The sequence below is a fragment of the Actinocrispum sp. NPDC049592 genome, from assembly GCF_040675465.1.
Classification (GTDB): Bacteria; Actinomycetota; Actinomycetes; order Mycobacteriales; family Pseudonocardiaceae; genus Kibdelosporangium.
On the sequence record NZ_JBFAPA010000015.1, the window covers coordinates 159,195 to 173,139 of the forward strand.

At 68.5% G+C, this 13,945-nt stretch carries 12 protein-coding genes; 5 read left to right on the top strand and 7 right to left on the bottom strand.

All coding sequences use genetic code 11. The features are described 5' to 3' along the window. Positions 1–9: 9 nt before the first annotated feature. From AB0J95_RS32775 to cysD, 5 genes are all read right to left on the bottom strand, one after another. Complete coding sequence (locus AB0J95_RS32775) at positions 10–1,047, bottom strand: family 2 encapsulin nanocompartment cargo protein polyprenyl transferase (RefSeq protein WP_364767010.1); 1,038 nt, start codon at positions 1,045–1,047, stop codon at positions 10–12. A gap of 33 nt (positions 1,048–1,080) precedes the next feature. Further along, positions 1,081–2,466, bottom strand: coding sequence for a family 2B encapsulin nanocompartment shell protein (locus AB0J95_RS32780; RefSeq protein WP_364766579.1), 1,386 nt, complete (start codon positions 2,464–2,466; stop codon positions 1,081–1,083). Between the two features lie 338 nt (positions 2,467–2,804). Further along, on the bottom strand, positions 2,805–4,223 hold the full coding sequence (locus AB0J95_RS32785; RefSeq protein WP_364766582.1) for a family 2B encapsulin nanocompartment shell protein: 1,419 nt from the start codon (positions 4,221–4,223) through the stop codon (positions 2,805–2,807). Positions 4,224–4,632: 409 nt separating this feature from the next. Then, a complete protein-coding gene (cysC, locus tag AB0J95_RS32790) occupies positions 4,633–6,444 on the bottom strand; it encodes an adenylyl-sulfate kinase (RefSeq protein ID WP_364766585.1) in 1,812 nt (603 codons plus the stop codon). Next, positions 6,444–7,373, bottom strand: a complete 930-nt coding sequence (cysD, locus tag AB0J95_RS32795; protein ID WP_364767013.1) for a sulfate adenylyltransferase subunit CysD — start codon at positions 7,371–7,373, stop codon at positions 6,444–6,446. Before cysD ends, cysC begins: the two co-directional genes overlap by 1 nt. Positions 7,374–7,394: 21 nt before the next feature. On the opposite strand from cysD, the gene AB0J95_RS32800 reads away from it, so the two are divergent. From AB0J95_RS32800 to AB0J95_RS32815, 4 genes are read left to right on the top strand one after another with little or no spacing between them, the layout of a single operon-like run. Next, complete coding sequence (locus AB0J95_RS32800; RefSeq protein ID WP_364766588.1) at positions 7,395–7,865, top strand: nuclear transport factor 2 family protein; 471 nt, start codon at positions 7,395–7,397, stop codon at positions 7,863–7,865. Between the two features lie 21 nt (positions 7,866–7,886). Continuing rightward, positions 7,887–9,050 (top strand): hypothetical protein, encoded by a 1,164-nt coding sequence (locus AB0J95_RS32805; protein WP_364766591.1) that lies wholly within the window; start codon positions 7,887–7,889, stop codon positions 9,048–9,050. Then, the gene (locus tag AB0J95_RS32810) at positions 9,050–9,826 is read left to right on the top strand and encodes an SDR family oxidoreductase (RefSeq protein WP_364766594.1); all 777 of its coding nucleotides are present in this window, start codon (positions 9,050–9,052) and stop codon (positions 9,824–9,826) included. Before AB0J95_RS32805 ends, AB0J95_RS32810 begins: the two co-directional genes overlap by 1 nt. Before the next feature lie 11 nt (positions 9,827–9,837). Beyond that, the gene (locus AB0J95_RS32815; protein ID WP_364766597.1) at positions 9,838–10,953 is read left to right on the top strand and encodes a sulfotransferase; all 1,116 of its coding nucleotides are present in this window, start codon (positions 9,838–9,840) and stop codon (positions 10,951–10,953) included. Here the strand turns inward: AB0J95_RS32815 and AB0J95_RS32820 are convergent. After that, positions 10,942–11,853, bottom strand: coding sequence for a LysR family transcriptional regulator (locus tag AB0J95_RS32820; RefSeq protein WP_364766600.1), 912 nt, complete (start codon positions 11,851–11,853; stop codon positions 10,942–10,944). The genes AB0J95_RS32815 and AB0J95_RS32820 overlap by 12 nt on opposite strands. 61 nt (positions 11,854–11,914) lie before the next feature. On the opposite strand from AB0J95_RS32820, the gene AB0J95_RS32825 reads away from it, so the two are divergent. Next, a complete protein-coding gene (locus AB0J95_RS32825) occupies positions 11,915–12,646 on the top strand; it encodes a sulfite exporter TauE/SafE family protein (RefSeq protein ID WP_364766603.1) in 732 nt (243 codons plus the stop codon). Positions 12,647–12,679: 33 nt separating this feature from the next. Here AB0J95_RS32825 and AB0J95_RS32830 read toward each other — a convergent pair whose 3' ends face one another. Beyond that, positions 12,680–13,924 (bottom strand): PQQ-binding-like beta-propeller repeat protein, encoded by a 1,245-nt coding sequence (locus AB0J95_RS32830; protein WP_364766606.1) that lies wholly within the window; start codon positions 13,922–13,924, stop codon positions 12,680–12,682. Positions 13,925–13,945: the final 21 nt, after the last annotated feature.

Here is a 13,945-nt window from a genome sequence, read left to right on the forward strand (position 1 = left end):
CCGAGGCTCCTATCGATCGCGCCGGGTCGCCAGCCGCGCCAGCCCGGCCAGCTCCGCGGCCGCGCGGGCGTCCGGGTCCGCGGCCCGCAGCCGTCGCACCGCACGGCCCAGCCGTTCGTCGGCCTGCTCCTGGCTCCACGCCCGGCCGCCGGCCAGCTCGACCAGTTCGGCCGCGCGTTCGACCTCCGGCCCGGTCAGCGAGCGCTGGGCCTGGTAGAGCTCGAACAGCTGCCGGCCCGCCGCGGTCGGCGAGGTCAGCGCGAGCACCACGGGCAGGGACTTCTTGCGGTTGTGCAGGTCCGAGTACACGGGTTTGCCGGTCACCGCCGGGTCGCCCCAGATCCCCAGCAGGTCGTCGACCAGCTGGAACGCCAGGCCGAGCTCGTCGCCGAACGCCTGCAGGTGGTCCACCTGGGCCGAGCGCCCGCCGCCGAACAGCGCGCCGATCCCGGTCGAGCAGCTGATCAGCGCCGCGGTCTTGCGCCGGGCCATGCCCAGGCACTCGGCCAGGTCCACGGTGGCGCGTTCCTCGAACTCCACGTCCTGGCTCTGACCGTCCACAAGCGACTGGACGGCCGCGGCGAGCATCCGCATGCCCGCCTGGGCGTCCGGGTGACCGGAGGCGGCCAGAACCTCGAAAGCCAGCACGATCAACGCGTCCCCGGCCAGGATGGCGGCATTGCGGCCGAACACGGTCCACGCGGTCGGCCGGTGCCGCCGGGTGACGTCGCCGTCCATCACGTCGTCGTGCAGCAGGGAGAAGTTGTGCGCCAGCTCGACGGCGACCGCCGCCGGGAGTGCGGCCGAGGCGGCACCGCCAACCGCCTCGGCCGCGAGCAGGGTGAACGTGGGGCGTAACGCCTTGCCGCTGTCGGCGGACGCGGGCTGCCCGTGCTCGTCCCACCAGCCGAAGTGGTACCCGGCGACCAGGCGCATCGTCCCGGACAGCGAGTCCACCGCGGCCCGCAGCGCCGGATCCACCAGGGTCCTGCTCCAGGCGAGGACCTCACGCGGCCTGCGGCCCTCCGCCGGTGGCTCTGTGGCCAGCTCACGGGTCGACGCGTCGTTGAGTGTCACTGTTCAGCGTCCGAGCTCGACGCTCTCCAGGACGCCCAGCGCGTCCGGGACCAGGACGGCGACCGAGTAGTAGGCGCTGACCTGGTAGGACAGCACGGCCTTCTCGTTGATGCCCATGAACCGCACGTTCAGGCCGGGCTCGTACTCGTCCGGCAGGCCGGTGTGGTGCAGGCCGATCACGCCCTGGGCGTCCTCGCCGACCCGCATCGCGATGATCGACGTGGTGCCGTGCTCGGTGACCGGGATCTTGTCGCACGGCAGGATCGGGATGTTGCGCCAGGCCTGCGCCCGCTGACCGTCCACTGTGGTCTGGTTGGGGTAGATGCCGCGCTTGTTGCACTCCCGGCCGAACGCGGCGATCGCGCGCGGGTGGGCCAGGATGAACTTGGTCTTGCGGCGGCGGCTGATCAGCTCGTCCATGTCGTCCGGGGTGGGCGGGCCGGTGCGGGTGTGGATGCGCTGCTTGAGGTCGGCGTTGTGCAGCAGGCCGAAGCCGCGGTTGTTGACCATGTCCCACTCCTGGCGTTCGCGCAGGGCCTCGACGGTCAGCCGCAGCTGCTGGTCGGTCTGGTTCATCGGGTTGTTGTAGAGATCGGCGACACGCGTGTGCACGCGCAGGACCGTCTGCGCCACACTGAGTTCGTACTCGCGCGGCGTGAGCTCGTAGTCCACGAACGTGCCGGGCAGCACGTACTCGCCGTCCAGTCCGGAGGCCAGCTCGATCTCGGCCTCACCCTTGTGGTTGCTCGGCTTCTCCGGGTTGGCCAGCACGTTGTTCACGTGCGCCCGCAGCGTCCCGGTCTGGTCGGCGACCTGGTCGAAAGCCTGTCGTGGCAACGAGAGCACGGTGCACCGGGTGAGCGCCTTGATGGCGAAGTCCCAGGACCGGGCCTCGCCGAACAGCGCCTGCTCACCGAACTGCTCACCGTCGGCCAGCGTCCCCAGTGTGGTCGACCCGCCGAACTCGCCGATCCCGGTCTTGTTCACCTTCCCGTGCGCGACCAGGAAAAGCCGGTCGGCAGGCTGTCCTATCCGGACGATCACATCGCCGGGCTCGTACTCCTGCTGCTCGAACCGGCCGGCCAGTGCCTCCAGCGCGCCGTCGTCATCGAAGTCCCGCAGCAGCGCCAGTTCCCGCAGCTCCGGCGGCACGACCTGAATGGCGGCGCCGACGTTGGCGAAGCTCACCCGGCCGTCGCCCACGGTGTAGGTCAGCCTGCGGTTGACCCGGTAGACGGCGCCTTCGGCCTGCACCCAGGGCAGCACGCGGAGCAGCCACCGTGGGGTGATGCTTTGCATCTGCGGCACGGACTTGGTCGTCGTCGCGAGGTTGCGGGCCGCGGCGGTGCCGAGGCTCAGCTGCGACTGCCTGTTCTCGACCTGTGTCACGTTGCGAACCGCCTATTCCTAGTTGAACTATTGAACTTTTGCCGGCCCGGTAATCGTGCGAGCACTCGATCTGTGACGCTGGCCGATGCTTGGCAGCGGGCCCCACCCCGGCATGGCGGGCGCGGTGGGAGGCCCGGCATCGGCCAGCGCCCGCTCGTCCCCGGTCGGCCGGTGGGGGCACCACGGTGGGCCCGGGCGGCGGGCCGGCAGGCGGGAGCACGGGAGACCATGCCGGCCATGCCGGACATGCCGTGGCATCGGCCATGTCCATTGTGGACGAACGGGTTCAGCGGCGGCATGGCGGGAGCTACCCGCCCATGCCGGTCGTGCTTGCCACGTCAGTCATCGGTGCGGCCGAGCTCGACGTTCTCCAGCACGCCCAACGCGTCCGGCACCAGGATGGCGGCCGAGTAGTACGCGCTGACCAGGTAGGAGATGATCGCCTTCTCGTTGATGTTCATGAACCGCACCGACAGGCCCGGCTGGTACTCGTCCGGCAGGCCGGTCTGGTGCAGGCCGATCACGCCCTGGTTCTGCTCGCCGACCCGCATCGCCATGATCTGCGTGGTACGCGTCTTGGTGACCGGGATCTTGTTGCACGGCAGGATCGGCAGGCCGCGCCAGGACGGCACCTGGTGGCCGTTGATGTCGACGCTGGCCGGGTAGATGCCGCGCTTGTTGCACTCCTGGCCGAACGCGGCGATCGCGCGCGGGTGCGCGACGATGCAGGTCGGGTCCTTCCACACCGTTGCCAGCAACTCGTCCATGTCGTCCGGCGTCGGCGGGCCGGAGCGGGTCGGGATGCGCTGCTTGAGATCCGCGTTGCACAGCAGGCCGAACTCGCGGTTGTTGACGATCTCGTGTTCCTGGCGCTCGCGCAGGGCCTCGATGGTCAGCCGCAGCTGTTGCTCCGTCTGGTTCATCGGCTGGTTGTAGAGGTCGGCCACCCTGGTGTGCACCCGCAGCACCGTTTGCGCGACGCTCAGCTCGTATTCTCTGGGCCGCAACTCGTAGTCCACGAACGTGCCCGGCAGATCCGGTTCACCATCGTGACCGGACGCCACATCGATCGCCGCCTCACCGTGCGCGTTCTGCGGTTTGACCGGGTTGGCGAGGTAGGACTCGACATGTGCGCGCAATTCGTCGGACTGGTCGAGCAGTTCCTGGAACGCGCGCCTGGACAATGTGAGAATTGTCGACGGGGTGACGGCTTTCGCGGTCCACTCGAAGATGCTCTGATCCTGCACGAGCGCGTCGTCACCGAAGAAGTCGCCGTCGACCAGGGTGCCGAGCACGGTCTGGTCGCCGTACTCGCCGGTGCCGAGCTTGTTGACCTTGCCGTGCGCCAGCACATACACCGCGTCGGCCTGGTGGCCGAACTCCGCGATCACGTCGCCGGGGGCGTACTCGCGCTGCTCGAACCGGTCGGCCAGCGCGCTCAGCACGTCAAGGTCCTCGTCGTCGAACCCGCGCAGCACCGGCAGTTCCACCAGGTCAGGGGCGACCAACTGGACGTTCGCGCCGACGTTGGTCGCCGCGATCCGGCCGTCGCCGACCGAGTAGCTCAGCCGCCGGTTGACCCGGTACACGCCGCCCTGCGCCTGCACCCAGGGCAGCACCCGCAGCAACCACCGGGAGGTGATGCCCTGCATCTGCGGGACGGATTTGGTGGTCGTCGCCAGGTTCCGCGCGGCCGCGGTGGCGAGACTCTGCTGGGGGTTCTCAACACCGGGATTCGACTCCACCGTGTCGGTCACAACGCGCCGCCATTCCTATTCGTATCGAGTGGGTGAAAAGACATGGGGGTACCGCATTTTGGTTCGGGAGATTCTCCGGCGCCGCCGTGCCGGGTGAATGTCGGTGCCGGTCGAAATGTTCGCGATGCTGCCGGATGATCGAAGTTCGTCAGGTGCCTCAACGGAGGCTAGCACCGGCCATGGTGCGGGACAGTCACCCAAAAGCGTGCCCCGGGCAGTGGAAAACAGTCATGCGGTGACGTGCGTTTTTCCGCTGTGAGGACAGGAAAAACGAACTGACGGTGGGTAAGTGTGATCGGCGTTCACCCGACCGCATCAAGTGGTTGCGACATACGTGTGTACGGGCACGGGCGTGCGGAGCCCGCTATTGCTCCATCCGGGGCAGCCGCTGTTCGACCGTGTTGGCCTATCAGAACGCCAACAAGCCCAGCACGGCGTTGGCCATCGCCGCCGGGTCACCGTCTGACGGCCGCAGCACCAGTTCCGCGGACACCGGCGGCTCGTACGGGTCGTCGACGCCGGTGAACCCGCGGATCTCACCGGCCCGCGCCTTGGCGTACATCCCTTTGGGGTCGCGCTGTTCGCAGGTCTCCAGGGGAGTGTCCACGAAGACCTCCAAGAACGACAGGCCCAATTGTTCGTGGGCGGCGCGCACCTGGTCGCGGTCCTCGCGGTACGGACTGATCAACGACACCACGGCGATCACGCCCGCGTCCGCGAACAGCTTCGCCACCTCACCGACCCGGCGGACGTTCTCGGCCCGGTCCTCGGCGCTGAAGCCGAGATCGGCGTTCAGGCCGTGCCGGAGGTTGTCGCCGTCGAGCAGGTACGCGGGCCGGCCGGACGCCACCAGCCGGCGCTCGACCTCAACGGCCACAGTGGATTTCCCGGATGCCGAAAGACCTGTCAGCCAGACCGTCGCACCACGCATGCCGCGTTCCTCACGGCGGACGGCGGTGGAATGCCAGACCACGGGCTGGCTCGGGCCGGTGATCATCCCGGCGGCGACGGTGTTGTTCGTCGTCTCATCGACGAGCACGAAGCTGCCGGTGGTGCGGTTGCGGCGGTAGGCGTCGAACAGCAGCGGCTGCTGGGTGCGCAGGGTGATCCGGCCGATCTCGTTGAGCCGCAACGACTGCGCGCCCTCGACCCGGTGCAGGGTGTCGACGTCCAGCCGGTAGTCGAGCTTCTTCACCTGCGCCTTGGTGGCCCGGGTGGTGTGCAGGATGGTGTAGCGGGCGTCCGGGGTCAGCTCGGCGCGTTCGGTCAGCCAGCACACCATCGCGTCGACGTCCTGCCCGCTGTGCGGCCGGTTGCCGGGACGGCAGATCACGTCGCCGCGGCCGATGTCGAGCTCGTCGGTGAGCTGCAAGGTGACCGCCTGGGGCGGGAACGCCTCGGCGACTCGTTCGCCGCCAGGACCCCAGATCGCCTTGACCGTCGAGGTGAACCCGCTGGGCAGCACCAGGATCTCGTCGCCGGGCTTGAAGATCCCGCCCGCGACCGTGCCCGCGTAGCTGCGGTGGTCGTTGCCGCGCACCACGTACTGGACCGGGAACCGGGCGTCGATCAGGTTGCGGTCCGAGCTGACGTGCACCTCCTCCAGGTGGTGCAGCAGGGAAGTGCCCTCGTACCAAGGCATCGACGTGCTGCGGTGCACGATGTTGTCGCCGTGCAACGCGGACATCGGGATGAACGTCAGGTCCGGCACGTCCAGCTTCATCGCGAACCGGCGGAACTCCTCGCGGATCTCGGCGAACCGCTCGCGCGACCAGCCGACCAGGTCCATCTTGTTGACGCACAGGACAATGTGCGGAATGCCGAGCAGGCTGGCGATGAACGCGTGCCGCCGCGACTGCTCCAGCAGGCCTTTGCGGGCGTCCACGAGTATGAGCGCGAGGTCCGCTGTGGACGCTCCGGTGACCATGTTGCGCGTGTACTGGATGTGCCCCGGCGTGTCCGCGATGACGAACTTCCGTTTGGGCGTGGCGAAGTAGCGGTAGGCCACGTCGATCGTGATGCCCTGCTCGCGTTCGGCCCGCAGGCCGTCGGTCAGCAGCGCCAGGTTCGGTTGCGCCTCACCGCGATCCCGGCTGGTGCGCTCGATCGCGGCGAGCTGGTCCTCGAAGACCGTCTTGGAGTCGAACAGGAGCCGGCCGATGAGGGTTGACTTCCCGTCGTCGACGCTGCCTGCCGTGGCGAGTCGAAGCAGCTGCGACATCAGAAGTAGCCTTCCTTCTTCCGGTCTTCCATGCCCGCCTCGGAGATCCGGTCGTCGGCCCGGGTCGCGCCGCGCTCGGTCACCCGGGTCACCGCGATCTCGGCGACCACCGCCTCCGGCGTCTCCGCGGCGGACTCCACGCAACCGGTGCAGGTCGCGTCGCCGACCGTGCGGAACCGCACGAGCGCCTCGTAGGGCTCTTCGGCGGGTTCCAGGAACCTGGTGTGCGCCAACAGCATGCCGTCGTGCTGGAACACCATTCTGCGGTGTGCGTAGTAAATCGAGGGCAGTTCGATCCGTTCGTCCAGGATGTACTGCCAGATGTCCAGTTCCGTCCAGTTCGACAGGGGGAAGACGCGGATGTGCTCGCCCTTGCGGTGCCTTCCGTTGTAGAGCGACCACAGCTCGGGACGCTGGTTGCGCGGGTCCCACTGGCCGTACTCGTCGCGGAAGCTGAACACGCGCTCCTTGGCGCGGGCCTTCTCCTCGTCCCGCCGCGCGCCGCCGAACACCGCGTCGAAGCCGTTCTCGGTGATCCCGCGCAGCAACGTGGTGGTCTGCAAGCGGTTGCGGCTAGGCTCGTCGGCCACCCGGCCGGCGTCGATGTCGTCCTGGACGCTGGCGACCACGAGCCGGACCTGGTGGCGCCGCACGGCCCGGTCGCGGAACTCGATCACCTCGTCGAAGTTGTGCCCGGTGTCGACGTGCATCACCGGGAACGGCACCGGCGCCGGCCAGAACGCCTTGGCCGCCAGGTGCAGCAGCACGACCGAGTCCTTGCCGCCGGAGAACAGCAGCACCGGCCGGGAGAAGGTGGCCGCGACCTCGCGCAGCACGTGCACCGACTCCGCCTCGAGGGCGCGCAGGTGGGTGAGTTCGTACGTGGTGGCCACGAGGCGAAAGTAGAACAGGTTCTTGCGCGCGGTCAACCGGCGCGTCAAGCTGGCACGATGGACATCTCGGAGCTGCTCGCCATTGAGGACATCCGCCGGGTCAAGTACCGCTACCTGCGCGCGGTCGACCAGAAGAACTGGGCCGAGCTGGAAAGCGTGCTCACCCCGGACGCCGTCGCCGACTACGGCACGCCGGCCATGGGCAAGCCGCTGAAGCTGGAAGGCCGCGACACCATCCTGAAGTTCATGCGCGACGCGCTTGGCGGAACGAACATCACCACGTTCCACTTCGCGGGTCAGCCGGAGATCGATGTCGACGGCGACACCGCGGCCGGGACCTGGGCGTTCGAGGACACGGTGATCGTCAAGGACCACCGGCTGGTGATCAAGGGCGCGGCCTACTACGAGGAGCGCTACGTCCGCGATCCCGGGGCGGGCTGGCGGATCGCGCACATCCAGTACGTGCGGACGTTCGAGATGACGCACTCGCTGGACGACCTGCCGAGCCTGCAATTGACCACCGGCTAGAACACGTTCTACTGTGACCGGGTGTCGACTGAGTCTTTCGCCGCCGCCATCGCCGAGGCCGAGAAGGTCATCCGGGACGCCCCGCACGTCCGGACCGACCAGGATCTGGTGGAGGGACTGGACTATCTCGCCGGCAGCATCCGCGCCTCGCTGCAGATGGCGTGGGCCTACCAGCGCGACTACCCGTACTTCACCCAGTCCACCGGCCCGTACACCAAGATGGCCCTGGACAACCCGGACACGCTCTACTTCCACGCCTACATCCGCGAGGACGCCGAGTACGTGGTCACCGGGCGCCGGGGCACTACCGCGGACCTGAGCTTCCAGGTCCTCAACGGCGACTACTCCCCGGTGGAGGTGCCGGACAGCCTCACCGCGTTCGACGACCGCGCGTTCGACATCGCGCCGGACGGGAGCTTCGAGATCCGGTTCGGCCCGGGACCCGCCGGGCCGAACTACTTCACCCTCGGCCCCGGCTCGGCGATGTTGATCGTGCGCGAGGTCTACAGCGACTGGACCGGCGAACAGCGCGGCATGATCCGGATCCACCGCGACGACACCGCCGGCACCGCGCCGCCGCCGCTGCGCCAGGACTCGCTGGAGCGGCGGTTCGGGGTCGCGGGCAAGATCCTGGTCAACCGGATCAAGACGTTCCTGGCGTTCCCGGAGTGGTTCTACCTCAAGCTGCCGGTGAACACGATGACCGAGCCGCGGCTCACGCCCGGCGGCCTGGCCACCCAGTACTCCTCCGTCGGTCACTACGACCTGGACGACGACCAGGCCATGATCATCTCGGTGCCGGTGTCCGATGCGCCCTACCACGGGTTCCAGCTGGGCAGCATGTGGTACGTGTCGCTGGACTACATCAACCACCAGACCAGCCTGACCGCCGCGCAGGCCCGGCCCGATCCGGACGGCCGGATCCGGTACGTGGTCAGCGAACGCGACCCGGGCCTCGCCAACTGGATCGAGCGCACCGGGCACGCCCGCGGGTACCTGCAGATTCGCTGGCAGCGGTTGTCCCGCGACCTCGGACCGGCCGACGGCCCCGAGGTGGAGGTGGTGGCAGTGGACGAGCTGGACCGCCGGCTGCCGTTCCACTCGGAGGCCCGGATCACGCCCCAGGAGTGGGCCGCACGGATCGCCGCGCGCCAGGCCGCGGTCGCAACCAGGATGGTGGGCTGATGCTGCTGCGGGACAAGGTTGTCGTCGTCTCCGGGGTCGGCCCGGGGCTGGGCCGGTCGATCGCGGTGCAGTGCGCGCGGCAGGGCGCGGACATCGTGCTGGCCTCGCGGACCGAGTCGCGGCTGACCGAGGTGGCCAAGGAGGTCACGGATCTTGGTCGCCGTGCGGTGACCGTGCCTACCGACATCAGCAAGCCCGAGGACTGTGAGCGGTTGACGACCACCGCCTTGGACGCGTTCGGCAAAGTGGACACGTTGGTGAACAACGCTTTCGCCACCCCACCGCTGGAAGATCTGACCACAGTGGACCCGGACGGCATCCGGCGCGGCTTCGAGACCAACGTCCTCTCGGCGCTGCACCTGACCCGGCTGTTCAAGCCGTCGCTGATCGAGAACCGCGGTTGCGTGGTGATGGTCAGTTCCATGGTGCTGCGGCATTCCCAGCGCACGTTCGGCCCGTACAAGATGGCCAAGGCGGCGCTTCTCGCGATGGCACAGAGCCTCGCGACCGAGCTGGGGCCGGATGGCGTACGGGTGAACACCGTCGCGCCCGGCTACATCTGGGGGGACAACGTCAAGTACTACTTCAACATGCTGGCCAAGCAGCGGGGCGTCACGCCGGAGCAGATCTACGAGAAGCAGGCGCGCAACATCGACCTGCGCAAGCTGCCCGAGCCGGACGAGGTCGCCGACGCCATCGTGTTCCTGGCGTCCAGCCTGGCCCGTGCGATCACCGGGCAGTGCCTGGACGTCAACGGCGGCGAGTACCACCACTGAGGGAGTCTGCTGTGGACGGTGTGGGCACGGTCGAGTCACTGCACGCCTCGGCCACCAAGATCACGGGCCTGACCGACTTCGGCGCGGAGGACTACCTCGAGGGTCTGTCCGTGCTGCTGGAGTCGTACCAGCGCGAGTCCTCGCTGACTCCGTTGGGGGAACGGGTGATGCGGGCCGGGCTGCGCGGTGCCCTGGTCGCGCGGGCGTTGAGCGAGGCCGGGTTCTCCTCGATGCGGGACATCCCGATCGAACGGCCGATCTTCGTGACCGGCCTGCCCCGGACCGGGACGACCGCGTTGCACCGGTTGCTCACCGAGGATCCCGCGCACCAGGGTCTGGAACTGTGGCTGACGGACTTCCCCCAGCCCCGGCCGCCGCGGGAGACCTGGGCGGACAACCCGGTGTTCCAACGGATCCAGGCCGGGTACGAGCAGCATCACGTGGAGAACCCGGAGTTCATGGGCCTGCACTACATCGCCGCCGACATCGCGGAGGAGTGCTGGCGGCTGCTGCGGCAGTCGATGATGTCCTTGTCGTTCGAGTGTCTTGCTTACGTGCCAACATATTCATCGTGGCTCGCGGAGCGGGACTGGACCCCGGCCTACCAACGGCACCGCCGCAACCTGCAGCTGATCGGCCAGCAGGATGCTTCTCGCCGATGGGTGCTGAAGAACCCGTCGCACCTGTTCGCCTTGGACGCCTTGATGACCGCGTACCCGGACGCCCTGGTGATCCAGACGCACCGGGCGCCGAGCACGATCATCGCGTCCATGTGCAGCCTCGCCGAGCAGGCCGCCGCGGGCTGGTCGACCGTGTTCAAGGGTGAGGTGATCGGCCGGACACAACTGGAGCTGTGGGCACGCGGACTGGAGAAGTTCAACGCGGACCGAGCCAAGCACGACCCCGCGCAGTTCTACGACGTCGAGTACGGGGATTTCGTCGCCGACCCACTGGGCACGGTCGAGGACATCTACCGGCACTTCGGGCTGACGCTGACCGACCCGACCCGCGCCGCCATGACCGCGATCCACAGCTCAGGCGACAAACGCCGGGCGCACAAGTACTCCCTGGCCGACTTCGGGCTCACCGAGGCACAGGCCGACCAGGCTTTCGCGCTAAAAGCGTGACCACGAGCGGGGTGGCCGGGATTCGCTGATCAGGTACTGGCGGAAGGTCTCCACGACCGCGGGCCGGTAGTGGTCCGGGCACCAGGCCACGCCGATGGTCCTGGCGCAGCGCGGTTGCGACACGGGGATCTCGACGATGTAGGGCAGTGGGGCCGGTGCGGGCGCGAGCAGGCCGACGCCGGAGCCGGCGCCGACCAGGCCGCGCAGTGTGTTGGGGTCCTCGCCCTCGAACGCGATCGTGGGGCTGAACCCGGCCTCGGCGCACAGCCGTTCGGTGATCGGCCGCAGCCCGAACCCGTGCGAGAACGTCACGAACGGCTCGTCCCTGACCTCCTCGAGGCGGACCGAGCGCCGTTTCGCCAGCCGGTGCCCGGCCGGCACGACCAACGCCAGCGGCTCGTCGACGAGCGCATGCCACTCGATGTCATCGCGGTCTGGCGGACCGGCGGCCAGCACCATGTCCAGCTCGCCGTCGAGCAGTTCCCGTTCGTTGCGCGAGGTTCCGCCCTGGCGCAGCACGAACTCCACGTCGGGGTAACGCGAACGGAACCCGCTGAGCAACGCGGGTACGAACTCGGTGCCCAGGGTGTTGAGGAACGCGAGGCGAACCGTGCCGGTCGTCGGGTCGGCGGCGGCGCCGATCGTGCGGGCGGCGCCGTCCAGCGCGGTGAGCGCCTTGCGGGCGGCGTCGAGCAGGGTCGCGCCGTTGGTGTTGAGCCGCAGCACCCGGCCGACCCGGTCGAACAGCGGCGCGCCGAACTCCTGCTCCAGCCGCGCGAGACCACGGGACAGCGCGGGCTGTGACACATGCAACGCCTCGGCCGCCGCGGTCACCGTGTGCCCCTCCGCGACCTTGACGAACCACCTGAGCTGGGCGATCTCCACACCTATGCCTACCACGCATCGATCTCATCGCCAACTGTCATTGGACGCATGACCGCTGCTCGATCAGGGTAAGAACGTGGACCTTCTCGTTGTGGCGGCAATGGGGCTGGCCGCCGGGATGATCAACGCCATCGCCGGGGCCGGTGCCCTGCTGACCTTCCCGGTGCTGATCTCGCTCGGCCTGACCCCGTTGCAGGCCAACGTCAGCAACAGCATCGCCGTCGTGCCCGGCAACATCTCCGCGTCGTTCGGGTTCCGCCAGGAGCTGCGGACCCGCAAACCCGTGCTGCGCCGGGTGGTCCTGCCCGCGGCGCTCGGCTCGATCCTCGGCGGGGCGCTGCTTTTCGTGCTGCCGGAACGGATCTTCACGGTCATTGTGCCCGGCCTGCTCGGCCTCGGTGCCCTGCTGGTGTTGCTGCAACCGGTGGTGAACCGCAAGCTCAGGTCGACCGAAGTCCACAATGGACCGTTGACCCTGGTGATCTTCGTGGCGTCGGTGTACGGCGGCTACTTCGGCACGGGTGTCGGCGTGATCTTCTTCGCCCTGCTGAGCTTGTTCACGCCGGGGACCACGCACCAGCACAACGCGGTCAAGACGGTGTTGCAGGCGTTGGCCAACGGCGTGGCCGGGCTGTTGTTCTGTTTCATCGCACCGGTGAACTGGCCGGTGACCATCGTTTTCGGGCTGTCCACGGCGGTCGCCGGGCCGATCGGCGCCCGGTTGTCCCGCCGCATCCCGGCCGCACCCCTGCGGTACACGATCGGCACTCTGGGGTTGGCGGCGGCGGTCAAGTTCGCCCTGGCGTGACGGGCGCCGGCCTTACGACCGGCGCCCACGCCATCACTTCGTGGCCACGTGGGTGTCGCCCTTGATGGTGATGCCGACGTACTTGTCCACCAGGATCGGCGCGATGATCGGGTCGTCCGGGGAGTCCTTGCCGGTCTTCGCGTCCAGCGTCAGCGGGCCGTTCTGCGTCTCGCCGTAGACCAGCCCGTGGTAGGCCGCGGTCACGCTGGGCGGGGTCCGCGAGCTGTCCTTGGCGATCTCCCACTGCGGCTTCGGGCCGACGTTGTTCACGTCGAACCCGAGGACCTTGGAACCCACGCTGCACACGATCGCATCGGCCTGGTCCCAGAAGCACTCGACGGTGGTGTGCGAGCTGAAGTCGTTGTCGATCTGCTGCGAGTAGAGGGCCTTGCCGGTGGTCAGGTCCTCGATCTCGAACGTCTGGTCGGCCTTGCTGGTGTAACCCTTGTCCACCGCGACCAGCTTGGGCGACAGCGGCTGGATCCCGGCCGCGTACTGCCCGAGCTTGGTCGCCCACTTCTCCGTGCCGTCGGTGACCGACAGCGCCTGCAGGGTCCGCTCCTCGGCGATGGACGGCTTGCCCGCGTTGCCCAGCACGATGCCACTGGCCACATCGCCCGCGAGGTACTGGTCCTTCTTCCAGCGCACCTGGTGGCTGCCACTGTCCACGACGTACGTGTTGCCCACGCTGAAGTTCTGGCTGTACCACGTGAGCACGACGGACTGGTCGTCCACGCCCACGAGGGTGACCACGCCGTCAGTGACGTTTCCCGGGTCGCTGGTCTCCACGTCGATGGTGGTGCGCCAACGGTCCTTCCCGGACTCCTTGTCCACCGCGACGACCTCGGCGGCGGGGTGGGCGGGAGTGGTTCCCTTGCCCGGCACCCGGACGGGGAATCCGAAGTAGACGGTGTCCATGGCGGCCACCGGCGGGTGGGACTCGCCCCGGTAGGTCATCGCCTCCAGCGACGGCTTGACCGTCCACAGCTGCTCGCCGGTCAGGGCGTCGATGGCCTTCCCGCCCGTCTGCCCGTTCGAGTAGACGACGCCGTCGGCCAGCGTGGCCACCACCGGCGCCTGACCACCGCCGATGTCCTTGGTCTCGAGGACCGTCTTGGCGCCGCTGCCGAACGACCTCGGCGGGTCGAAGCTCTTCTTCTGCGGCTTCGTGCTCGTGGGCGTGCTGGGCGCGTCGCTCGGCTGCGGTTGCCCAGGCTGTGCCTGGTCTTTGCCGCCGCCGCACCCTGCGATCACCCCCGCCACAGCCACGATCGCCACACAAAGACGCAACATTCATGC

Excerpts from the sequence above, each read along its gene's own strand:
- cysC (WP_364766585.1), bottom strand. The coding sequence starts at position 6,444 with ATGTCGCAGCTGCTTCGACTCGCCACGGCAGGCAGCGTCGACGACGGG.
- AB0J95_RS32800 (WP_364766588.1), top strand. The coding sequence starts at position 7,395 with ATGGACATCTCGGAGCTGCTCGCCATTGAGGACATCCGCCGGGTCAAG.
- AB0J95_RS32810 (WP_364766594.1), top strand. The coding sequence starts at position 9,050 with ATGCTGCTGCGGGACAAGGTTGTCGTCGTCTCCGGGGTCGGCCCGGGG.